At 67.0% G+C, this 22,118-nt stretch carries 14 protein-coding genes; 10 read left to right on the top strand and 4 right to left on the bottom strand.

Annotated features, from left to right (window positions below; all coding sequences use genetic code 11):
• A complete protein-coding gene (locus tag SP5_RS05735; protein WP_042485399.1) occupies positions 1-2,796 on the bottom strand; it encodes a TonB-dependent receptor in 2,796 nt (931 codons plus the stop codon).
• 202 nt (positions 2,797-2,998) lie between these two features.
• Between SP5_RS05735 and SP5_RS05730 the strand changes: the two genes are divergently transcribed.
• Genes SP5_RS05730 through SP5_RS05720 form a run of 3 tightly spaced genes read left to right on the top strand, consistent with a single transcriptional unit; the run spans position 2,999 to position 6,335 of the window.
• A complete protein-coding gene (locus tag SP5_RS05730; RefSeq protein ID WP_042485396.1) occupies positions 2,999-4,222 on the top strand; it encodes a histidine-type phosphatase in 1,224 nt (407 codons plus the stop codon).
• Positions 4,223-4,281: 59 nt separating this feature from the next.
• Positions 4,282-4,962 carry a response regulator transcription factor gene (locus SP5_RS05725; protein WP_174435511.1) on the top strand — a complete coding sequence of 227 codons (681 nt, stop codon included), beginning with the start codon at positions 4,282-4,284 and terminating at the stop codon, positions 4,960-4,962.
• Positions 4,959-6,335, top strand: coding sequence for a sensor histidine kinase (locus SP5_RS05720; RefSeq protein ID WP_042485393.1), 1,377 nt, complete (start codon positions 4,959-4,961; stop codon positions 6,333-6,335). Before SP5_RS05725 ends, SP5_RS05720 begins: the two co-directional genes overlap by 4 nt.
• A gap of 190 nt (positions 6,336-6,525) precedes the next feature.
• On the opposite strand, the gene SP5_RS05715 is transcribed toward SP5_RS05720, so the two are convergent.
• On the bottom strand, positions 6,526-8,931 hold the full coding sequence (locus SP5_RS05715; protein WP_084220577.1) for a TonB-dependent receptor: 2,406 nt from the start codon (positions 8,929-8,931) through the stop codon (positions 6,526-6,528).
• Positions 8,932-9,040: 109 nt separating this feature from the next.
• Positions 9,041-11,506, bottom strand: coding sequence for a DUF3772 domain-containing protein (locus tag SP5_RS05710; RefSeq protein ID WP_245613417.1), 2,466 nt, complete (start codon positions 11,504-11,506; stop codon positions 9,041-9,043).
• A 196-nt stretch (positions 11,507-11,702) separates the two neighbouring features.
• On the opposite strand from SP5_RS05710, the gene SP5_RS18430 reads away from it, so the two are divergent.
• From SP5_RS18430 to SP5_RS05675, 7 genes are all read left to right on the top strand, one after another.
• Positions 11,703-13,262: a sensor histidine kinase gene (locus SP5_RS18430; protein ID WP_158069213.1), complete on the top strand. Its 1,560-nt coding sequence runs from the start codon at positions 11,703-11,705 to the stop codon at positions 13,260-13,262.
• Positions 13,259-13,642 (top strand): response regulator, encoded by a 384-nt coding sequence (locus SP5_RS05700; protein WP_042485390.1) that lies wholly within the window; start codon positions 13,259-13,261, stop codon positions 13,640-13,642. Before SP5_RS18430 ends, SP5_RS05700 begins: the two co-directional genes overlap by 4 nt.
• Positions 13,639-14,406 (top strand): Crp/Fnr family transcriptional regulator, encoded by a 768-nt coding sequence (locus SP5_RS05695; protein ID WP_042485732.1) that lies wholly within the window; start codon positions 13,639-13,641, stop codon positions 14,404-14,406. The genes SP5_RS05700 and SP5_RS05695 overlap by 4 nt, the downstream gene beginning before the upstream one ends.
• Before the next feature lie 266 nt (positions 14,407-14,672).
• Positions 14,673-17,342 (top strand): TonB-dependent receptor, encoded by a 2,670-nt coding sequence (locus SP5_RS05690; RefSeq protein WP_245613416.1) that lies wholly within the window; start codon positions 14,673-14,675, stop codon positions 17,340-17,342.
• Positions 17,342-18,436 carry a phosphatidylinositol-specific phospholipase C1-like protein gene (locus tag SP5_RS05685; RefSeq protein ID WP_245613415.1) on the top strand — a complete coding sequence of 365 codons (1,095 nt, stop codon included), beginning with the start codon at positions 17,342-17,344 and terminating at the stop codon, positions 18,434-18,436. The genes SP5_RS05690 and SP5_RS05685 overlap by 1 nt, the downstream gene beginning before the upstream one ends.
• A 257-nt stretch (positions 18,437-18,693) precedes the next feature.
• A complete protein-coding gene (locus tag SP5_RS05680; RefSeq protein WP_042485385.1) occupies positions 18,694-20,205 on the top strand; it encodes a DUF1800 domain-containing protein in 1,512 nt (503 codons plus the stop codon).
• A gap of 9 nt (positions 20,206-20,214) precedes the next feature.
• Positions 20,215-21,426, top strand: coding sequence for a DUF1501 domain-containing protein (locus SP5_RS05675; protein ID WP_245613414.1), 1,212 nt, complete (start codon positions 20,215-20,217; stop codon positions 21,424-21,426).
• Here SP5_RS05675 and SP5_RS05670 read toward each other — a convergent pair.
• The gene (locus SP5_RS05670) at positions 21,364-21,864 is read right to left on the bottom strand and encodes an Rrf2 family transcriptional regulator (RefSeq protein ID WP_083748264.1); all 501 of its coding nucleotides are present in this window, start codon (positions 21,862-21,864) and stop codon (positions 21,364-21,366) included. The two genes, SP5_RS05675 and SP5_RS05670, sit on opposite strands and share 63 nt — an antisense overlap.
• Positions 21,865-22,118 lie beyond the last annotated feature (254 nt).

The following is a 22,118-nucleotide window of genomic DNA, read 5'->3' as shown; positions in this document are numbered from 1 at the left end:
TCAGAAGGCGTAGGTCAGGTTGAGCATGTAGATGCGGCCCGTCTCGACATAGCCGCCCTTGCGGTCGTTCGAGAGATACGCCTTGCGCTCGCTGGTCGTCGCCCAATAGCTGTGTTCGTTGAACAGGTTCTGCACCGACGCGCCGATCGTCAGGCCCGACGGCAGGACATAGTTGACGATCAGGTTCGAGATGGTCGTCGGCTGGATATAGGTATCCGGCCGGCTGGAGCGCAGATCGTACAGGCGGTCGCCGGTATAGTTATAGTTCCACTCCGCCGACAGCGGGCCATGGGCGTAGAACAGCGCGGCGTTGTACATGATCTTCGGCGCCTGGGTCATGCGCTGGTCGCGCATCTGGCCGTTGACGAAGACCCGCGCATTGGCCCGCTGCACCGTGACATTGGCCTGAAGGCCCAGCCCGTCGAGCAGCCCCGGCAGCCCCTTCAGCGAATAACGGCCGAACAGTTCGACGCCGTAGATCTTGCCGGTGGCGTTGGTGGTCAGGCTCGACACCTCGACCCCGCCCTGCTGTTCCGACTGGGGGTTGCCCCAGATGTTGTAGTCGCCGGTCGCGTTGGTGGTGCCGGTCGCGAACAGGACGTGGTTCAGCTTCTTGTAGAAGGGGCTGATCGAGAAGAAGTCGGTGCCCTGCCCCTTATATTCGATCGAGGCGTCGTAGTTCCACGAGGTCTGCGCGTTCAGGTTCGGGTTGGGGATGAACACCCCCGTCACCTCGCCCAGATCGTTGCGCGTCACCTGCGTCGGGCCGAGCAACAGGTCGAAGGCAGGCCGCGAATAGCTCTTCCGGATCGACGCGCGGACGACCATCGCGTCATTGGGGCGATAATTGGCGATGACGCTGGGCAGCCACATGTCATAGTGGCGGCTGGACGTGGCGAACTTGCCGGTGTCGTTGCCCTGGTCCTGCCAATAGGTGCCCTTGAAGCGGTTATACTCATAGCGGACGCCCGGCACGACCTGAAGGTCGCCGAATTGCATCGTCGCCATGACATAGCCCGACAAGCGGTTCTCGCGCCCGTCGAGACGGTTCTCCTTCAGCTTTACCGGGTCCAGCCCGGCGATCTTCGGGCTGGAGAGCTGGCGGACCTGATTCTCGATATAATCGGTGTCGATCAGATAGATCGGCACCTGTGCGGCGTTGTTCATGAACCCGCCGAGCAGACGACCGGGCAGCGAGGTCAGGACCGGGCCGGTCGCGGCATAGCGCGGCGAGGCGCTGCCGTCCGCATTGGGGAAGGTATATTGCAGCGCGCCGTCGTCACCCAGCGCATTGGCATAACGCTTGGCGTCCTCGACCTTGGCACCGGCCGCAATCGACACCAGACCCTGGTCGGCATGATGCCAGCTCGTATCGAACTGGCCCTCCAGGCGGCGTTCCCAGGTATTCTCGAACTGCTGGGTGACGTACCACTGACGCAGCTTGCTCAGGTCGGTCAGATAGGCGCGCGCCGCGTCGGTCAGCACGACCTGCGGGAAGGTGCGCTGGCCGATCGAGGTGACCATGCGATAATTGGCGACGCCCGTATTATCGGCGGTGCCGATATAGGGACGGCCCGCAAAGCCCGACTGGATCCGCAGCGGATAGTCCTGCGACCCGCGCGAATAGGCGCCGTGATAGTCGAAGGTGAAGTCGCCCGAGCGCGTCTCGCCGCCCAGCTTGGTCGTCACCAGCTCCTGCTTGCTATGCTCGGTGCGGAAATAATGCGTCGCGGTCAGGCCGTAATCGGCGCGGTATCCGGCGGCGTCATAGGAACCCTTATTGGGGTTCGGGTTGATCTGGTCGGGCGCGAGGCTGGTCTGGCGCAGCGCGGTCTGATCCATCCAGCTCTTCAGATTGTACCGGCCATAGGTGGAGTGGAGGTACAAGTCCGTCCCCTCGCCCTTCCAGTCGAGGTTCAGCGTGCCGCCCATCCGCTCGATGCGGTTGCGGAACGACTGCCACTGCACGCCGCGCGCGAACAGATTGTCCAGATTGTCGCGGATCATGCCGGGGATGTTGTTGTTATACTTCTCCCAGTCATGCTGCACGGCCGTCGACTCGCCCAGCACATGCTTCAGGCCGTAATAGGCCGAGGCATAGACGCCGAAATCGCCGAAGCGCTGCGCGGTCTCGACCTGCGCGGTGCCGCCCCAGGGATCCTGGCGACGCGCATCGGCGCGGCCCGCCAGCTGGCCCTGAAGACGGATCTGGGTACGGTGGTTGGGCAGGTCGAAGGCGGTGATCGGCACCATGTCGATGATGCCCGCGATCGCGTCGCCATCATATCTGGCGGTCGGCGCCTTGTCGACGCGCACCGTCTGCAGCGAGAAGGGCGACAGCAGGTTCATCGAGATGGCGCGGGTGCGCGCATCGGTCTGCGCCAGCCGCACGCCGTCGAGCGAATAGGCGTTGTACGAGGTGTCGAGACCACGGATCGAGACATATTGCGCCTCGCCCGTCGCCGCCGCGTTGCGCGACTGGTCCACCGACGAGCTGATGCCCGGCAGGCGGGTCAGCAGGTCGGCCAGATTCTGCTGCGGCTGGAGGCGCAGTTCCTCGCCCGAGACGACGGTGGCGAGCGACTGGCTGCGCAACTGTTCGTCCTGCGCATCGACCACCGCCTGGCGATGGCCCTTGACCACCACGTCCTCACCGACCTGCGGATCGGTATCGGCGACCACCGGCGCGCTGGTGACGACCGGCTCTACGGCCAGCACGGGTGCGGCCATCAGGAACGTGGCGGCGGTGCTGCACAACAGGCGCACGACATGCGCCCGCTTGGACGAAGCGGTCATGGAATTCCCCCTGGATCAATTCTGATGGCGACGCCCCCCGGGCGCCTTCGATGGCCCCGCTAGGGATGCCCTGTGACAGCCCGATGACTTATTGACCGAATTTTGATGACTTCTGAAAAAACTTCCCAGGATACCCAGTCCAGCATGATGAAGCGGGAGACAATGTCACAGTCCTGACCCGAAACCGGTCCAAAGCCGCGCGATGATCGCTCTCCCCCGCCGCCTGCGCGCGCCGCTCGCCCTGTTCGCCCTGCCCATGCTGGCGCTGCCCGTCGCGGCGCAGACTGCCCCGCCCCCCAAGGGGCTGACGCTAGACCGGGTGGTGGTGCTGATGCGGCACGGCGTCCGCGCGCCGCTGGACGGCGAGGTGCCGCACGGCACCCGCACCGCCAAGCCCTGGCCGACCTGGACCACGCCGGAAAGCGAGCTGACCCCGCACGGTGCCGAGGCACTCGCCGTCGAGGCGCGCGCCGACCGCACAGACTGGATCGCGCGGGGCCTGCTGACCCGGAATTGCCCCGCGCCCGGCAGCATCCGCATCTGGACGAACAGCTCGTCCCGCACCATCGCCAGCGGGGAGGCCTATGCCAAGGCGTTCGCCCCCGGTTGCACGGTGCCGGTGGCGCACAATCCGCCGGGCCAGGTCGATCCGCTGTTCGAGCCGCTGCGCGCCCGTGCCACCCGTTTCGATGCACAGGCGGCGGTGGCGGATATCGACCGCTTCACCGGCGGGATGGACGCGCTGGTCGCGCGGAACCGCCCGGCGCTGCGCCTGCTGGACCAGGTGCTGGGCTGTGGTGAGCCCAGGGGCTGCGATCCGGCGGGACCGGCACGGCTGACACCCTCGGCCGATGGCCATGGCATCGACCTGACCGGACCGATCCGCACCGCGTCGGGCACCGCGCAGGTGCTGCTGCTGCAATATGCCGAAGGGCTGTCGCCCTCGGTCGGCGGGCTGCCGGTCGACGGCGCGGTGCTGGCGCGGCTGGGCACGGTCCACGCCGCGCTGTTCGATGTCTATTCGCGCTCGCCCTATATGGCCGCGCACCAGTCGGCCGCGTTCGGGCGGCACATGATCGCGGCGCTGACCGGCAAGAACGGCGCGAAGGTCGACATGCTGGTCGGGCACGACACCAATGTCACCGCGCTGGCGGCTTTGCTCGGCTTCGATCTGGTCGCGCCGGGCTATGCGACCAACGATGCCGCGCCGGGCGGGGCGATCCTGATCGAGCGCTGGCATGACGCCAGGGGCCGCGCCTTCGTCACCGTCCGCTACCGCACCCAGTCGCCCGACCAGATACGCGCCCATGCCGCCGCCGTGTCGGTGAAGCCGGTGCGGGTTCGCGGTTGCCCGGCCGATGCCCCCTGCCCGCTCGACCAATTCGTCCGGCTGTTCCGCGACCGGCTCGCGCCTCTGGCGGGGTAGGGCTTGCCACCGCGCTTTTGCCCGGTAGGGCGGATGCGATCACGGTCTGGATGATATCGATGAGCCTGCACCTGCTTCTGGTCGAGGATGACGCCACCTATGCGCACGGCCTCGCCGCCGACCTGATCGCGCTGGGTCACCGGGTCGAACATGTCGGCGACGGACGGCTGGCACTCGCCGCGATGGACCGCGAGCAATATGACGCGGTGATCCTCGACCGGATGATGCCGCGCCTGGACGGGCTGTCGGTGGTCGAGACGCTGCGGTCGCGCGGGATCACGGTGCCGGTCGTCATGCTGACCGCGCTGTCCATGGCGACCGACAAGGTGGATGGGCTGGAAGCGGGCGCGGACGATTATGTCGTCAAGCCGGTCGAGCCGCCCGAACTGGTCGCGCGCATCCAGGCGGTGATCCGCGGCCGCCGCTGGACGGTCAGCGAAACCGACACCATCCGTGCGGGCGACATCGTGGTCAGCCCGACCAGCTTTCGCGCCTGGCGCGGCGGCCAGCCGATCACGCTGGCCAATCTGGAGCTGAAGCTGCTGGCCGAGCTGGCGCGCCATGCGGGCGAGGTGCTGACCCGCGCCATGCTGATCGAGCGGGTCTGGGGTTATGATTTCGAGCCGGAGACGAATATCGTCGACGTCTATATCCGGCGGCTGCGCGTCAAGCTGACCGAGGATGGCGGCGAGGATCCCATCGAAACGGTACGCGGGATCGGCTATTCGCTGAAACCATGATCGAGGGCGCGATCCGTCGTCTGTCGCTGCGCGGGCTGACCATCGCTGTCCTGGCCCTGTTCCTGATCGCCACGATCGCCACCGGCATCGCGATCCTGGCCGCCAACCGGGTGACGGTGGCGCGGGCGGTTGACCGCCGGATCGCGGTCGCCGCCGATCTGGTGCTGGAACGGGATGCGGGCGAGACGCGGCTCCCCACCCCGCTGCTGCTCGCCCGCATCGCCACCGTGTCGGGCCAGCGCGACACCGGCGATATCGGCCTGCTGCTGCTGGGGGCGGACGGGCGGCGGCTGGGCGGCAATATCGCCCCGCGCTTCGCCCTGCCGATGGGCCGGTCGGACCTGCGCCAGCGCGACGGGATCATCGGCCTGTCGCATGGCCGCGCGCTGGTCCGCGACGCGGGCGAAGGGCGGCGGCTGGCGGTGGTGGCGGAAACCGAGCCGTTCGACAGCCACCGTATGACGCGGACGCGCATCTACCTGATCGGCTTCGGCTCGATCATCCTGATCGTGGTCGGCGGCCTCATCGTCTTTTCGATGCTGGTCGGCCGCCGCATCGCCGACCAGCGCGCCACGGTCGAGGCGATCATCGCGGGGAATATCCGCCACCGCGTCCCCGTGACCGGATCGGGCGACGAGTTCGACCGCCAGGCCGCCGCCTTCAATCATATGCTCGACCGTATCGCCGCGCTGATGGAGGCGATGCGCAGCCAGGCCAACGACATCGCCCATGACCTGCGCACGCCGCTGTCGCGCCTGCGCGGGCAGTTGGCGCGCATGGTCGAGGACGCGCGCGATCCTGCCCAGGCCGAAACCGCCCACGCCGCGCTGGCTCAGTGCGACGCGCTGCTCGCCATGTTCGCCGCGCTGCTGCGCATCGCCGAGATCGAGGCGGGGCATCGCAAGGCGGGGTTCGCCCCCTTCGACCTGTCCACGCTGGTCCGCGACACCGCGACGATGATGATCCCCGTTGCCGGAGATGCCGGGCATCGTCTGGACGTGGCGGTCGATGCCGCCGCGCCGGATTTCGTCGGCGACCGGCAGTTGCTGACCCAGGCGCTGGTCAACCTGATCGGCAATGCGATCAAATATGGCGGCGACACGATCACCGTGACGCTCGATGCCGGCGAAGGGGGCCTGACCCTGAGCGTCGCGGACAACGGCCCCGGCATCGCAACCGAGGATCGCGCCCGTGCGCTACGCCGTTTCGGGCGGCTCGATACGGCGCGGGAAGCCGCGGGAGGGCACGGCCTGGGCCTGCCGCTAGTCGAGGCGATCGCGCGGCTGCATCGCGGGCGGCTGGTGCTGGGCGACGCCGCGCCGGGGTTGGTCGTGTCGCTGATCCTTCCGCGTCGCCAGGGCGAGGCGACATGAGACGAATTCACCCCTCCCCTTCAGGAGAGGGGCCGGGGGTGGGGCGCTGCCGCAAGCGTCACGTTCGTGGCGATGCCCTACCCCAACCCCTCCCCTGAAGGGGAGGGGCTCGCATCGAAACCACGGAGTGACATCAACAAAAAAGGGCCACCCCGAAGGGCGGCCCTGAAGTTGGGGTATCCGGTCAGGATCAGAAGCGGACCGTGCCTTCCAGGCCGATGGTGCGCGGCGGGTTGAAGTTGCCGTAATCGCCCAGCGTCGCGGCATTGGCGGCCGAGCGGCGATAGACGAAGCTGTTGTTGAGCAGGTTGCGGCTCCACAGCGACAGGGTCATCTTCGTGCCGTTCTCCGTCAGCGGCAGGTCGGCCAGCGCGATGCGGCCGTTCATCACGAAGGTCTTGTCGGTGCGCGTCGTCTCGTTCTGGAAGCTATAGGCCGGGTCGGCATAGTTGGCGTCCAGGTGGAAACGCACCTTGGCTTCCGAACCCGCCAGCGGCACCTCGTAATCGGCATAGGCCGAGGCGGCGTTGCGCGGCGTATAGACCACGAACACCTGGGTCAGCGCGTTGCCCAGGAATGGGTTCGGCGTCAGCGGCACGTTGGTATAGGTGTAGGCATAGGACGCACCGACTGTCATGCCCTCGATCGGGTTGGTCGTGATATCGGCCTCGACCCCGCGAATCTTGGACGTGCCCGGCGCGTTGCGGGTTTCCTCGGTATGCAGGTTGTAGGTCGGGCTGCTCGGGTTGGTGTCGACATTGTCGAAGTCGATCTGGGTGCCGGTGCGGTCCATGATATAGCCCGCCAGGTTCAGGCGGACGCGGTGCTCGAACAGGTCCATCTTCGACCCGATCTCATAGGACTTGACCGCTTCGGCGCCGAACGCGGCGAAGGTCTGCGACCGGTCATTGGCACCGCCCGCGCGGTAGCCGGTCGAGTATTTCGCATAGAGATGGATCGTGTCGGTCGCGTCGAACGCCGCCGTCACCATCGGGTCGAACCGGCTGTTGTCGAAGGTGAAGGGGAAGTTGGTCGACTTGCCCTGCACCAGATACAGCGTGCCGTTGCGCTTGTCCTTCGTATAGCGGCCGCCGACCGTCAGGTGGAAGGCATCGAAGCCCGCCGGGGTATAGGTTCCTTGCGCGAACGCCGCATAGCTATAGGCGCGCGCGAAACTGCCGCGCTGGAGGAAGAAGGAACCCGGTGCCCAGCCCTGATTGCCCGAGCCGATGGTGCCCAGCGCGGTCTGCGACAGGATGGTGTAGCCGGTGCCGTCCGCATTCCATTGGTTGGTCGACGGGGTCGCCGCCGTCTCGCGGGCGTTTTCGGTGAAGTAGAACAGGCCCGCCACGTAATCGAACTGCGGCAGGCTGCCCACCGCCTGGAATTCCTGGCTGAACTGGTGCTGCTGCATGAAGGACAGGCTGTAGCGGCTGAACTTGCCGTTCGGCAGGAATACCGTGCGGTGCGCGCCACCCGAATTGTCCCACTGGTCGGTCGACACGCCGCGCCATGCGGTGATCGAGCGCAGCTCCAGGTTCGGCGCCACGTCATAGTTCAGCTTGGCCGAGAAGCCGTGGGTGCGGTCGACGCTGTACTGCTGCGGCACGCCGATATCGGCGGTCTTCATGCGGTCGTCGCCCGACACGACGACCAAAGGCGACAGCGGCGCGATGGTGCCCGAGGGCAGCTTGCCGTTATTGCCGTTGATCTGCGCGATCGTCGCGACCGGCAGGCCGCGCGGGTTGTAGTTCAGCAGCTGGCTGTAGAAGGGCGTGTTCTCGTCCTTCGCCTGGTCGTAGGACAGCTCGGCCGAGAAGCCGTCGACCGGCTTCCAGAGCGCCGCGACATGGCCGCCGGCGCGGTTATACGCTCCCCAGCCGACGCTGCCCGGCAGCGGGTTCTTCACGAACGGGTTCTGGTGCTGGATCACGCCGTCCAGCTTGATCGAGATGTTGTTGAATTCCGGCAGGTTGACGTGCGCGGCGGTGTTGTACGCGCCGTAATTGCCGAAGCCCGCGGTCAGCGAGCCGCCGAACTTGCCGGTCGGCTTGGCGGTGACGATCGACAGCGCGCCGCCCTCGGTATTGCGGCCGAACAGCGTGCCCTGCGGACCGCGCAGCACTTCGACACGCTCGATGTCGAACAGCGCGGCGTTCAGGCCCTGCGAACGGCCCAGATACACGCCGTCGAAATAGACGCCGACGCCGGTGTCGCGCGCCGTCTGGTTCTGGTCGAACGGCACGATGCCGCGAATACCCACGGTCAGCGCCGACTGGCGCGCCTCGAAGGTGGCGACGCGAAGCGACGGCACGGTGCCGTCGGCCAGGTCGAGCAGGCTCTGGACGTGGCGGTCCTTCAGCACGGTCGGGTCGATGACCGAGATCGCGATCGGCGTCTTCTGAAGGCTGGTCTCGCGCTTGGTCGCGGTGACGACGATGTCCTTCAGCTCACCCGAATCGGTGGCGGGATCGGCAGCGGCGGCGGGTGCCGGATCGGCGGCAGGCTTGGTGTCGGCGGCAAAGGCCGGCGTGGCGGTGAGCGCCAGAAGCGCGGAACCGCCCAGCAGCGCGGCGCGAACGAAATTGGTGTTCATGGTGGTTGTTATCCCTATCCCCCGACCGACCTTCCGGTCGTCGCTGGCCGCGCGGATAGGGGGCGTCGAAGAAGCTGGTGTTACCTTTCCATGACCAACGGGGACTTGTTCATTTCATCCTGGTTTCATCTTCGCCCTGCGGGGCGGGTGCGGCCGGGGTCGCCGGCCCGCCATGGCGCACCAGCTCCATCTTCTGGGGCAGGGTGCCGATCTCGATTCCCTTGCCCCTGAGCGCCCCCAGCAGCGCGAACAGCACCGCGCTGCGCGTGCCATAGGCCGCACGCGGGCTTTCGACATGGGCGAAGCAATTGAAATGAATCCGCCCGTCGACGATCGAGTCGATGAACGCCTTGGGCGCGGGGTCCGCCAGCACCGCCTCCTCGGCGGTGAAACAGTCCAGCACGATGCCGCGCACCATGTCGGCATCCGTCTCGATCGGGACCGAAAACTGGATCTGGACACGCCCCAGCGGCCCGGCCAGCGTCTTGTTGAGCACCGGCTTGGTGATCAGCTCGGAATTGGGGACGATCAGCGTCGAATGGTCGGCCAGCTCGATCTCGGTCGACCGCACGCTGATCCGCTTGACGTCGCCCTCGTCGGTGCCGACGCGGATCAAGTCGCCGATCTTGATCGGCCGCTCGGCCAGCAGGATCAGGCCGGAGACGAAATTCTGGGTGATCGCCTGGAGGCCGAAGCCGATGCCGACCGACAGGGCGGACAGCAGGAGCGCGATCCGTTCCACCCCGATGCCCAGCGACGCCAGCGCCCAGATGACCGCCAGCGCGATGCCGATATAGCGTGCGACCAGGCTGACCGAGTTGCGACCCGACCCGTCCAGATCGGTGGCGGGCAGGTAACGCTGCTCCAGCCAGCGCATGAACAGGCGCACCAGCCCCAGCCCGACGAACAGCACCGCCAGCCCGCGCAGGATCGCACCGGGCGAGATCCAGACATTGCCGATCCTGACGCCGTCGGCGACGCTGGCGATCTGGTCGAACACCGCCCCCGGATCGCCGCTTGCCCCGAATGGCTGGAGCAGCACGCCCAGCGTCAGCAGGACCAGGACCAGCCGGATCATGCCCGACAGGACCAGTCCGAGCTGGTCGATCATGCTGCCGCGCACGCCCAGCGCGCGCGTCAGGGTAATGCCGACCTTGCTGTCGCGCACGAAGACCGAGGTGGCGATATCGTCGGCGGCGACCAGCATCAGGTAGAGCGCCGAGCCGAGCAGCACCGTCCACCCGATCATCAGCGCGACGAACCAGCTGAACCATATATAGCCGACCAGCAGCGCCAGCCCGGCCACCCCGACCGCGATCCAGGCGATGAGGGCCGCGACGCTCAATCCCGCACTGACGCCTGCATGAATGGGGGCATGGGTCGCGGCATCGGCCTGCGCGACGCGGCGGGCGCGCAACTGGCCCAGCACCACCAGGGTCGTGACGATCAGCAACAGATGGAGCAGCGCCTCGACCGCCTGGCTGGCGATCACCGCGCTGCGGCTGCTGCCGATCGCCCCCTCGAACGACATCACCATCGTGGTGATGAAGGTCAGCAGGGTCAGGCCCCAGGACAAAGGCCGCAGTCGCTGCGCCGTTTCATCGTCGAGCGGCGCGATCCGCCATGATGGCTGGCTGCGCATCAGGACCGCGCCCGTCACCGCCGCGGTGAATCCCGCCACGCCCGCGGCGAAGACGAAGCCGTCGAGGAAACTGGTCCAGCGTTGCGGCAACAACCCCGCCCAGCGCAGCCCCTGGACAAAGACGAAGGCGGCGGCGAGCGGGCAGAGCGTGCCCACCGCCACCCGCCAGAAGGTATAGGCCGATCGGCGCACCCGGCTGGGCGGCGCCTCGGCGATCAGGCGGCGCTGCGCCAATCGGTGCGCGCCCAACCGTACCGGGCCGATCAGGATGACCGCCAGCGCAAAGCCCAGCAGCGCCTGCCACGGGATGCCGCCGCGCCATTGCGCCGCGATCTGCTCGCCGCCCTGCTTCAGAAACAGCCCGACCCGCCGCCAGTCGCGCGGCGCCTGTTCCAGGACGATGCTCCAAAAGGCGGGGCTCAGTGGGGACGGTGTCTTGGAGGACAGTTTCTCGTTGAACTGCGCAGCCTTGCTCTGGTCGATCTCGTCGACCAGCTGTCCTGCCTCGACCCCGGCCAGCCGCCCGCGCTTGATCGCGGCGTCGATGGTCGAGCGCAGCGTCGACAGCGCCTTGCGCTGGGCGACCAGTTCCGGTGCTTCCACCTCGCCCGGCGTCGGCGTGCCCAGCCCGGTGATCCGCGCATTCACCAGCGCCAGTTGCTCGGTCAGGTCGGACACCGCCTGGCCGGTCGAGTCCTTGGCCCCCTGCGCCCGGTCGCGCAGTGCGCGCCGGTCGTCGTCATCGACCTTGGAGTCGAGCGCGCGGTCGACGGCACGCACCTCCGCCTCGGCCTCGGCGATCCGCGTGGCGGAGGCCGTCGCCGGATTGCCCTGCGCCGATACCGGCACACCCGTTCCGACCAGCCCGACCATGATACAGGCCAGGACGAGAATGCGGAGGACCGCGAAGGGCGCGAGAAAGGATCGGGACATGGGGCATGTTCATAACCCCCCGCAATGGGTCAGGCGAGAGGCTGACAGTTCCGCATGTCCATTCGGTCCATCCCGGACATTTGCCAGTTGATCCGAAATCGTGTGTATCGGGGAGCCCGCACCGGCCGGGATCGTTGACGCCGATCGGACCATTTCGCGCATGACTGAACTCGCTTCCCTCCAGGGGCAAACGCCCTTGTCCGCTCCCCCCCGGGGACCGCTGCCGCATGATTCGCACGTGCTGGCGGGCATCAACCGCATCCTGCAGGAAGCGCTGCGCGCCTCGACCGAAGAGGAGCTGGGCCAGCTGTGCCTGGCGGTGGCCGAGGACCTGACCGGCGCGGCATTCAGCTTTTTCGGCGAGCGGCGGGACTCGCACGACCGGCTGGACCATATCGCGATCAGCGAGCGCGGCTGGGCCGCCTATGCGGGCAACGATCCGGATTTCAACCAGCGCGAGCTGCCCAACGGTATGAAGATCCATGGCATTTTCGGCCAGGTGATCCTTCAGGACCGCAGCATGATCGTCAACGACCCCGCCAACCATCCCGACCGGGTGGGCACGCCGGAGGGTCACCCCATGTTGCGCAACTTCCTGGGCGTGCCGCTGCGTCGCGACGGCGAGACCTTCGCGATGTTCGCGCTCGGCAACCACCCGACCGGCTTTACCGAGCGCGAACGCGCCATCGCCGAGGAACTGGCCCCCGCCATCGTCCAGGCCCTGTTGCGCAAGCGCGCCGAGGTGGCGTCGCGCGCCAGCCAGCGGCGGCTGCTGAGCCTGATCGAGGGCATCCCCCAGCTGGTCTGGACCGCGACGCGCGACGGGCAATGGACCTGGGTCAGCCCGCAATGGGTCGCGATGACGGGGCTCAGCGTCGAGGAGAGCCTGGGCCTTGGCTGGCTGGCCGCCGTGCATCCCGACGATCGCGATGCGGCGCGTCGATTCTGGAACGGCGCGGGCGAGCATGGCGAGCTGGCGATGGAGGGGCGGCTGCGCCACGGCCAGACCGGCCGCTATCGCTGGTTCAAGACGCGCGCGACGCCGGTGCGCGACGATCACGGCACCATCGTCGAATGGTTCGGCACCTCGACCGATATCGACACGCTGCGCCGTCTTCGCGAGCGGCAGGAAACCCTGGTCGCCGAATTGCAGCACCGGGTCCGCAACATCCTGACCATCGTCCGTTCCATCTTCACCCGCACGGTCGAAAGCGGCGGGCCGATCGACGAGATTTCGGATCATTTCCGGGGGCGGCTCGATTCGCTGGCGCGGACCCAGGTGGTCGCGACCCAGACACGGTCGGGCCGGGTCGACCTGGAAAACCTGATCCGTGACGAGCTGTTGGGCGTGGGCGCGATCGAGGACGACCGGCTGTCGATCGAGGGGCCGGACATCTCGCTGCCTGCCGATACGGCCGAAACCATGGGCCTGGCGATCCATGAATTGACCACCAATGCCCTGAAATACGGGGCGCTGCGCCATCCCGCCGGACGGCTGTCGATCGCCTGGGCGATCGAACTTAAATCAAATAGCGAATGCGAACTGATTGTAAAATGGGATGAAACGGGTGTACCAGCAATGCCGGTCCCGCCTGTACGTCAGGGATTCGGGACCGAGTTGATCCGCGAAGCCTTGCCATACGGGCTGGGCGCACGGACCAGACTGGAATTTCGCGGTGGCGGCGTCCTGTGTGTGATAACGCTACCATGGGCCGTAGATGACGTCGACGCGTCAAACCGGAGCACCGAGGGATGAACCGCCGATCGCCGCTGGCTGACAAGCGTATCCTCGTGGTCGAGGACGAGTATTTCATCGCCCGCGACCTCGAACGTGCGCTGCGCGCCGCCGATGCGGTCGTGGTCGGTCCCGTCGCCACGCTGGAACAGGGGCTCGACATTGCCGAGAACCAGCCGCTCGACGCCGCGGTGCTCGACGTCAATCTGGCGGGGGAGCGCGCCTTCGAGATCGCCGACCGCCTGTCGGCGCGCGACGTGCCCTGGACCTTCCTGACCGGCTATGACGAATGGGCGCTGCCCGCCCCCTATCGATCGGCCTCGATCGTCGCCAAGCCGTTCCAGCCGGATCGCATCATCCGCGCGATCGGCGCCCTGATCCCCGACAAAGGATGCGCATGACCTCTTTTTCCGCCGCCCTGTCGTCCTCCGCCACCGCGTCCGAGGGGATCGCCACCGCCGCGATCCGTCGGCTGACCGCGCTGACGCCGCTGGCCGATGCGGACCTCGCGCTGCTCGACACCGCCGCCGACCGCGCGTTGACCTATCCGATCCGTCATGCCTTCCAGACGATCGGGCGTCCGGTGGCCGCCCCGCTGCTGCTGCTGCAAGGCTGGGCCGCGCGGGTGCGGATCCTGCCCGACGGGCGGCGTCAGTTCATGAGCTTCTACCTGCCCGGCGACGTCATCGGCTCGGCGCATCATGCGCGCCCCATCGCCTCTGCGACGGTGGTGGCCATCACCGAATGCGTCGCCTGCCCCGCCCCCGTCGCCGCCGCCGGATCGGGGCTGGCCCAGGCCTATGCGGTCGGCGAGGCGCTGGACGAGGCCTATCTGCTGGGCCATGTCGTCCAGCTCGGCCGGTTGAACGCACAGGAGCGGATCGGCGACTTTCTGCTCGAAATCTATGAGCGCCTGTCGCTCGCCGGGCTGACCGTGGGCGGCAGTTTCGAAATGCCGCTGACCCAGGAGATGCTGGCCGATGCGCTGGGGCTGACCCCGGTTCATGTCAACCGGATGATCCAGCAGGCGCGGCGCGACGGCGACCTGATGTGGAAGTCCGGCCGCGTCCTGCTGCGCGATCCGGAACGCACCGCCCGCACCATCGGCCGGTTGAGCCCGCAAGTGACCGATACCCAGACCATGCCGCAGGCCAACCCGGCCTGATTTGGAAAATTCCTCCCCTGCAAGGGGACGGAGGGGTATCCCGCCATCGAGAAGGCGACACCCCTCCACCATGCTACGCATGGCCCCCTCCCGTTGCAGGGGAGGAAAACACGCTATTGAAAACCCACCATTCCCGCATCATCGTGATGGCTTTCTGACCAGCCCGGCCCGTTTCACATGGACGTCATCAATTTTACGCCAAGCTGACACCGACCGATCCTAACGCCCCCGCCGAACCGGCAAGACAGCCGATGGGGGATCAAGACATGCTGACGTTTCGTAGCCTGCTGAAGGCATCGGTCTCGCTTATTCTCGTGACCGGCCCGCTGGCCGCCCACGCCCAAGACAGCGCGGGCGCCAGCGCAGGCGCCACCGCCGCCGCCCCGCAGGCCGCGCAGGCGACCGATGCGGGCACCGAGGGCGAGGATATCGTCGTCAACGGCACCTATGCGCGCAGCCTGGCGGCGGGCATCGAGACCAAGCGCCGCGCGGCGTACGGCGTCGACTCGATCAGCTCGACCGATATCGGCAAGTTCCCGACCCAGAATGTCGCGGAAGCGCTGCAGCTCGTCCCCGGCGTGGCGATCACCCGCCCGCGCGGCGAGGGCCTGTATGTCAGCGTCCGTGGCCTGGGGCCGCAGTTCCAGAACACGCTGATGAACGGCCGCACCATCGCGCTGAACGACCTGATCGAGAATGGTGGTGCTGCCGGGCGTCAGTTCCGTTTCGAGATGCTGCCCGCCGAATTCACCTCGAGCATCGACGTGGTGAAGACGCCGACCGCCGACATGAGCGAGGGCGCGCTGGGCGGCAATATCGACGTCAAGACCTTCCGCCCGCTGGAGGTCGGCAACAAGACGACCGTCAACATCCGCGGCACCTATACGACCCAGACCAAGGACGTCCGCCCGAACGTCACCGTGCTGACCAGCGCGAAGAATAGCGACGGCACCTTCGGCATCCTCGCGGGCGCGCAATATTGGGGCAAGACGGTCCGCAACGACCGCTTCATGAATTTCGGCTGGCTGCTCAACCGCTATACCTCGCCGCAGGCGGGCGGCGCGCCCACCGGCCTCTATTCGCCGACCCGCACCCGCCCCACCGTCGAGACCGAGGATCGCAAGCGCATCTCCGGCATCGTCTCGGCCCAGTGGCAGCCGACGCCCGAGCTTCAGACCACTTTGGACGTGGTCGCGACCCGGCTGGACGTCGCCTATGACGAGTTCGGCCTCGACATCTATCCCGATGACGGCGGCACGGTGCTGCAGCCCGGCTATACCGTGACCGGCGACACGATCACCAAGGCGACGGTCAACAATGTCCGCTTCATGGCGTCGCGCGAATACAGCCTCAACCGCCACGACCTGCTGACCATGGGCCTGAAGCAGGCGTGGAACCCCGATCGCTGGCACGTGACCGCCAATGTCAACTGGTCGGCGGCGCACAGCTATCACCCCGATTACCGCACCGGCACGGTGCGCAGCCGCGCCTTCTTCACCGGGCCGCTCAGCTATGACGCATCGGCGGGCTATCAGACGATGCCGACGCTCACCACGCCGGTCGACGTGACCAACCCCGCCAATTACAAGCTGTACCCGTTCAACATCGCGCCCAAGGACAGCAAGGACTGGGATTTCTATTCGCGCCTCGACATCGCGCACGACTTTGACGGTTTCCTGTCGAAGCTGGCAGCGGGCGGCGAATATCACTGGCGCAAGCGCGACTATTTCCGCCGCGACTTCATCGTGAACCCGCCTGCGGGCACGCCGCTCACCACGCTGGGTTCGGGCGCCTATCAGCCGATGCCCTATGACGACTTCCTGGCGGGCGTCGGCGGCAATGCGTTCCGCAACTGGCTGGTGCCGGTGACCCAGGCCTATGTCGGCAATCTCTTCACCCCCGCCGTCGCCGCCTCGCCGCTGACCGCGGGCGACCTGCGCTCGTCCTTCGTGGTGTCGGAAAAGATCGCAGCCGCCTATGCCCGCGCCGATTACCAGTTCGATGCAGGGTCGGTGCCGGTCAGCGGCAATCTGGGCGTCCGCTATGTCCACACCGATCAGGTGGCGAGCGGCACGCTGACCAGCGGCAACACCGCCACGCCGGTCAGTTACCCGAAGACGTTCAACAACGTCCTGCCCAGCTTCAACCTGCGCGCCGACCTGACCCCGAAGCTCGTCGGTCGCCTGGCCGCCAGCCGGGTGCTGACCCGTCCCAACGTCACCGACACCGCGCCGCGCATCACCGTGTCGACCGACGCCCCGACCGCCAGCGGCGGCAACCCGCAGCTCGTCCCCTTCCTGGCGACGCAGTTCGACGGGTCGCTGGAATGGTATTTCGCCCCGTCGGGGATGTTGTCGGGCGCGGTCTTCTACAAGGCGATGGACGATTACATCACCCAGTCGAACACCGAGATCGCCATTCCGGGTCGCGGCATCGTGCGCCTGTCCAGCTCGGTGAATGGCGGCAATGCCAAGGTGTACGGCGCGGAGGCCGCGTACAGCCAGGTCTTCACCTTCCTCCCTGCGCCGTTCGACGGCTTCGGGGTGCAGGGATCCTATACCCATACGGAAGTGAAGGCCGATTACACGGCGGGCTCGCGCACCATCAAGGACCAGCTGATCGGCCTGTCGAAGAACAGCTTCAACCTGGTCGGCTTCTACGACAAGGGGCCGCTGTCGGCGCGCCTCTCCTATGTCTGGCGCGACAAGTATCTGTCGAGCACGGGCAGCACGGTGCAGGCACCGACCTATGTCGCGGCGTTCGGGTCGCTCGACGGCCAGCTCTCGGTGCGCGCCGCCGACAATCTGACGCTCAGCCTGGAGGGTATCAACATCGCGGGTGCGCATCAGGACACCTATAACGACAGCAAGATGCGCTTCGGCGAGATCAACTATTATGGCCGGACGATCCTGTTCGGCGTGCGGGCGGAGTTCTGATGAAGGCATTCCTCACCCTGGCGGCGGTCCTCGCGACCGCCGCCGCTCCGGCGCCGAAGGCACCCTTGCGGATGAACGACATCCAGGTCGTCGGCTCGCACAATAGCTACAAGAAGCGGATCGCGCCCGCCGTCTTCGCCGAACTGGAACGACGTGATCCCAGGCTCGCCGCCGCGCTGGATTACGACCATCTGACTCTGGCCCAGCAGCTGGACCGGGGCGTACGCCAGTTGGAGATCGACATCTTCGCCGACCCCGAGGGCGGTCGCTTCGCGCATCCGATGGGTGAAAGGCTCGCGCGTGCGGCGGGCCAGCAGACCGGCTTCGACGAAGCCGCGATGATGAAGCCGGGCTTCAAGGTCTTCCATATTCCAGAAGTCGACTATCGCTCCTGCGGGACGTTCAAACAGTGCATCGGCCAGATCGATGCCTGGTCGCGCGCGCATCCGCGCCACCTGCCGATCATGGTGACGATCAACGCCGCCGACCGGCCGATCAACAAGCCCGGCGTCACCGATCCGCTGCCGCTGACCGCGCCCTTGCTCGACGCATTGGATGCGGAAATTCGCGATGTGCTGAAACCCAACCGGATCATCACCCCCGATGACGTGCGCGGCGATGCGCCGAGCTTGCGCGAAGCCGTGACCACCAAGGGCTGGCCGACACTGGAGCGTGCGCGCGGGAAAATCTACTTCGTGCTCGATACGCCATCGGACGTGTCCGACCGCTATCGCGCCGGCCACCCCTCGCTGAAGGGGCGTCCGATCTTCGGCTGGTACGACACCGACCAGCCCGAGGCCGCGGTCGAGATCGTCGGCGATCCGCGCACCGACGGCGCGAAGATTCGCGAGTGGGTGAAACAGGGCTTCATCGTCCGCACCCGCAGCGACGCCGACACGAAGGAGGCGCGCGACAACGACCATGGCCGCCAGCAAGCCGCGATCGACAGCGGCGCGCAGGCGGTGTCGACCGATTACTATCCCGGCGTGCCGGCGCGAAGCTGGAGCAAGGGGTTCACCGTGACGCTGCCCGGCGGGGTGATGGAGCGCTGCAACCCGGTGACGCAGCCCGCCGACTGCACGTTGCCGAAGTAACCAAATCCTCCCCGGTACGGGGAGGTGGCAGCGCGCAGCGCTGACGGAGGGGGGCTTTCACGGAGGATGTCCTGTGTGGCGATCCCCCTCCACCAGCTTCGCTGGTCCCCCTCCCCGTGCCGGGGAGGATTGATGGCCGCCCGCTGACGCCCTTTTCATGTCCGGGCAAGCCGGGGTTCAGCCTCTATCCGCCATATTATCCTCCGAAGAAGCCTGCGCCCAGACCGTTGGCGGCAGGCGGTAACGGAGAGCGAGGCATGGCGCGGATCGCTTCCTGGCTGCTAGTGACATCGGCGCTGACGGCGGCAGTTCCGGCCCATGCCGCCGATCCGGCGCGGGATGCCGCCTGGGCCGAACGGCTGGGCTGGGGACCGTCCGCCGCGCCCGACACCAGCCCCGCGCCGGGCAGCGATGCCTGGCTGCGCCACCAGCTCGACGACCGGCTCGATCCCCTGCCCCTGGCGGTGCAGGCGCGGATCGATGCGATGCGCATCTCCAGGGAACGCGTCGCCGCGCTCGTGGTCGAGACTGACGCGATGCAGCGCGACCTGAAGGCGATCACCGACCCCGACCAGAAAAAGGCCGCGCGCGAAGCCTATCAGAAGGCGATGAACGGGCTGGCCGACGAAGCCCGCCAACGCTTCGTCCTGCGCGCGCTCTATTCGCCCGACCAGTTGCGCGAACGGATGACCTGGTTCTGGTTCAACCATTTCAACGTCCAGGCGGGCAAGCGCGACATCCGCGCGATGGTCGGCGATTATGAAGAGACGATCCGCGCCCATGCGCTGGGCCGGTATCGCGACCTGCTGGAGGCGACGCTGCGCCACCCGGCGATGCTGCGCTATCTGGACAATGACCAGAACGCGAAAGGCAAGATCAACGAGAATTACGCGCGCGAGATCATGGAACTGCACTCGATGGGCGTCGGCTCCGGCTACACGCAAGCAGACGTACAGGAGCTGGCACGCATCCTGACCGGCGTCGGCGTCGACCAGAAACCCGATGCGCCGAAGCTGAAACCCGAGCTTCAACCGCTCTACCTGCGCGCCGGACTGTTCGAGTTCAATCCGGCGCGCCATGACTTCGGCACCAAGCATTTCCTGGGTCATACCATCCAGGGGTCGGGCTTTGGCGAGGTCGAGCAGGCGCTGGACCTGATCGCCGAGAGTCCGGCGACCGCGCATCATGTCAGCCTGAAGCTGGCGACCTATTTCATGGGCGACAAACCGCCGCCCGCTTTGGTCGACCGGATGGCGGCGACCTTCCGCAAGACGCATGGTGACATCGCCGAGGTGCTGAAGACCATGATCCGGTCGCGCGAGTTTTCCGGCTCGCTGGGCAGCGGTTTCAAGGACCCGGTCGGCTATACGCTGTCGGCGGTGAGGCTGGCCTATGGCGACCGCGCGATCACAAATCCGCAGCCGGTGGTCGGCTGGATCCGCCAGATGGGCGAAGGGCTGTACGATCACGAGACGCCCGACGGTTACGACCTGTCGAGTGCGGCCTGGTCCGCGCCCGGGCAGATGGCGACGCGCTTCGATATCGCGCGGCAACTCGGCAATGGCGCGGCGCGGCTGTTCCAGCCCGCCGATACCCCACCGGGCACCCCGCCCCCGCCCTCTCCGCCGCCGGTGCTGAAGGGTTCCCCCATCCTCGCCGCGCGGATGCCCTCGCTGGGCAAGCCGACGCTCGCCGCACTGGGCCAGGCGCGGTCCCCGGCGGAGTGGAACGCGCTGTATTTCTCGTCGCCCGAATTCATGCACCGATAGGAGGATCGCATGATGCTTCCCCATATCCACCGCCGCGATCTGCTCCGTGGAGCCGCCGCGCTCGCCCCCATGGTGATGGCGGGCCGCGCCTTTGCCGCACCGCAGGCGGGCAGCCGGTTGCTGGTCGTGTTCCTGCGTGGCGCCTATGACGCGGTGAACATCGTCGTGCCGAGTGGCAGCGACTTCTACCACCAGTCGCGCCCGACCATCGCGCTGCCCAGGCCCGATCCGGCGAACCCGAACGCCCCGCTACCGCTCGACGCCGACTGGGCGCTGCACCCCGCATTGAAGGATACGATCCTGCCGCTTTGGCAGGCCAAGCAGATCGCCTTCGTGCCCTTTGCGGGCACCGACGATATGAGCCGCAGCCATTTCGAGACCCAGGACACGATCGAGCTGGGCCAGCCGGTCGGCGGCCACCGCGATTACGGCTCGGGCTTCATGGCGCGGCTGGCGGGCATACTCGGCACGACCGAGCGCCCGATCGCCTTTACCGACCAGCTGCCTTTATGCTTCCGGGGTGGCGAGGACCCGATCCCCAATCTCGCGCTCGCCAATGTCGGCAAGCCGATCGACCAGCGCCAGGCCGCGCTGATCCAGAGCATGTATGCCGGGCACCCCGACCTGGCCCGTTCGGTCAGCGAGGGCTTCACGGTGCGCGACACCGTGTACAAGACCCTTGACCAGGAGATGAAGGCCGCCAGTCGCGGCGCGGTGTCCGCCAAGGGTTTCGCATTGTCGGCGCAGCGGATCGGCACGCTGATGCGCGACCGGTTCAACCTGGCATTCGTCGATGTCGGCGGCTGGGACACGCATGTGAACCAGGGCGGCGCGACCGGCTATCTGGCCGACCGGATCGGCGATCTGGGGCGCGGGCTGGCGAGCTTCGTCCAGGCGATCGGGCCGGACGCATGGCGCACCACGACGGTCGTCGTCGTGTCGGAGTTCGGCCGCACCTTCCGCGAAAATGGCGACCGGGGCACCGATCACGGCCATGGCAGCGTCTATTGGGTGATGGGAGGCGGGGTATCCGGCGGCCGCATGGCGGGTGAGCAGGTCGCCCTGTCCGCCGCCACGCTCAACCAGAATCGCGACCTGCCCGTACTGACCGATTACCGCGCGCTGATCGGCGGGCTGGTCGGGCGGCAGTTCGGCCTGTCAGGCGGCCGCCTCGCGACGTTGTTCCCCGACACGCGCCCGGCCGATCTGAATCTCGTCTGACCCGGCTTCATCGCGACCGGCCCGTGCCCGGATATCGTCCAGCACGTCATCCAGCGTCAGCCCGGCCAGCTTGTTCTCCAGGGCCTCGCGCACCGGGGTCAGGATCGACTCCAGGCTGGAGGTGATATGCCGGTCGATCATCCCCTCGCCTTCGGGCGGCTGGCGGTGAAAGGCGAAGAAGTTGCGGTCCTCCACCGCCTCGTACACATCGACCAGTCGGATATGGGACGATGGCCTGGCGAGCATCGCGCCGCCGCGATTGCCCAGCTGCGACCGGGTCAGCCCCGCCGCGGCCAGCCGCAGCAACAGCGCACGGACCACGGCCGCGTTGGAATTGACGCTGACCGCGATATCCTCGGAGCGCAACGGCGTATCGCCATGCTCCGCCATCAGCGCGAGCATGTGCAGCGAGACGACAAAACGAGTACTGGTCGGCAAGAAACTGCGCTCCCCTATCCACCTGCCCCGCGACCAACGCCCTTCTTCCAGGAGCGTTGCGGGTTTGTATCACGATCGGATCATGGCGGGGTTAGCCGCTATAATCCATGTTATATTTATACCAATATACCACGTTAACGCGCCAATCATCCACAGTATCCCACTCTTCACCCCCCGTTTTGGGGTAAGCGGGTGCATGAAAAGGGGCAGAAAGGCCAAGCCGGATTTTGCCGTGATGGCGACCGCGCCGCTCA

The sequence above is a fragment of the Sphingomonas parapaucimobilis NBRC 15100 genome, assembly GCF_000787715.1.
Classification (GTDB): Bacteria; Pseudomonadota; Alphaproteobacteria; order Sphingomonadales; family Sphingomonadaceae; genus Sphingomonas; species Sphingomonas parapaucimobilis.
This window is presented reverse-complemented; position numbering and strand designations above follow the sequence as displayed.

Excerpts from the sequence above, each read along its gene's own strand:
- SP5_RS05735 (WP_042485399.1), bottom strand. The coding sequence starts at position 2,796 with ATGACCGCTTCGTCCAAGCGGGCGCATGTCGTGCGCCTGTTGTGCAGC.
- SP5_RS05730 (WP_042485396.1), top strand. The coding sequence starts at position 2,999 with ATGATCGCTCTCCCCCGCCGCCTGCGCGCGCCGCTCGCCCTGTTCGCC.
- SP5_RS05725 (WP_174435511.1), top strand. The coding sequence starts at position 4,282 with ATGAGCCTGCACCTGCTTCTGGTCGAGGATGACGCCACCTATGCGCAC.
- SP5_RS05720 (WP_042485393.1), top strand. The coding sequence starts at position 4,959 with ATGATCGAGGGCGCGATCCGTCGTCTGTCGCTGCGCGGGCTGACCATC.
- SP5_RS05715 (WP_084220577.1), bottom strand. The coding sequence starts at position 8,931 with ATGAACACCAATTTCGTTCGCGCCGCGCTGCTGGGCGGTTCCGCGCTT.
- SP5_RS05710 (WP_245613417.1), bottom strand. The coding sequence starts at position 11,506 with ATGTCCCGATCCTTTCTCGCGCCCTTCGCGGTCCTCCGCATTCTCGTC.
- SP5_RS05700 (WP_042485390.1), top strand. The coding sequence starts at position 13,259 with ATGAACCGCCGATCGCCGCTGGCTGACAAGCGTATCCTCGTGGTCGAG.
- SP5_RS05695 (WP_042485732.1), top strand. The coding sequence starts at position 13,639 with ATGACCTCTTTTTCCGCCGCCCTGTCGTCCTCCGCCACCGCGTCCGAG.
- SP5_RS05690 (WP_245613416.1), top strand. The coding sequence starts at position 14,673 with ATGCTGACGTTTCGTAGCCTGCTGAAGGCATCGGTCTCGCTTATTCTC.
- SP5_RS05685 (WP_245613415.1), top strand. The coding sequence starts at position 17,342 with ATGAAGGCATTCCTCACCCTGGCGGCGGTCCTCGCGACCGCCGCCGCT.
- SP5_RS05680 (WP_042485385.1), top strand. The coding sequence starts at position 18,694 with ATGGCGCGGATCGCTTCCTGGCTGCTAGTGACATCGGCGCTGACGGCG.
- SP5_RS05675 (WP_245613414.1), top strand. The coding sequence starts at position 20,215 with ATGATGCTTCCCCATATCCACCGCCGCGATCTGCTCCGTGGAGCCGCC.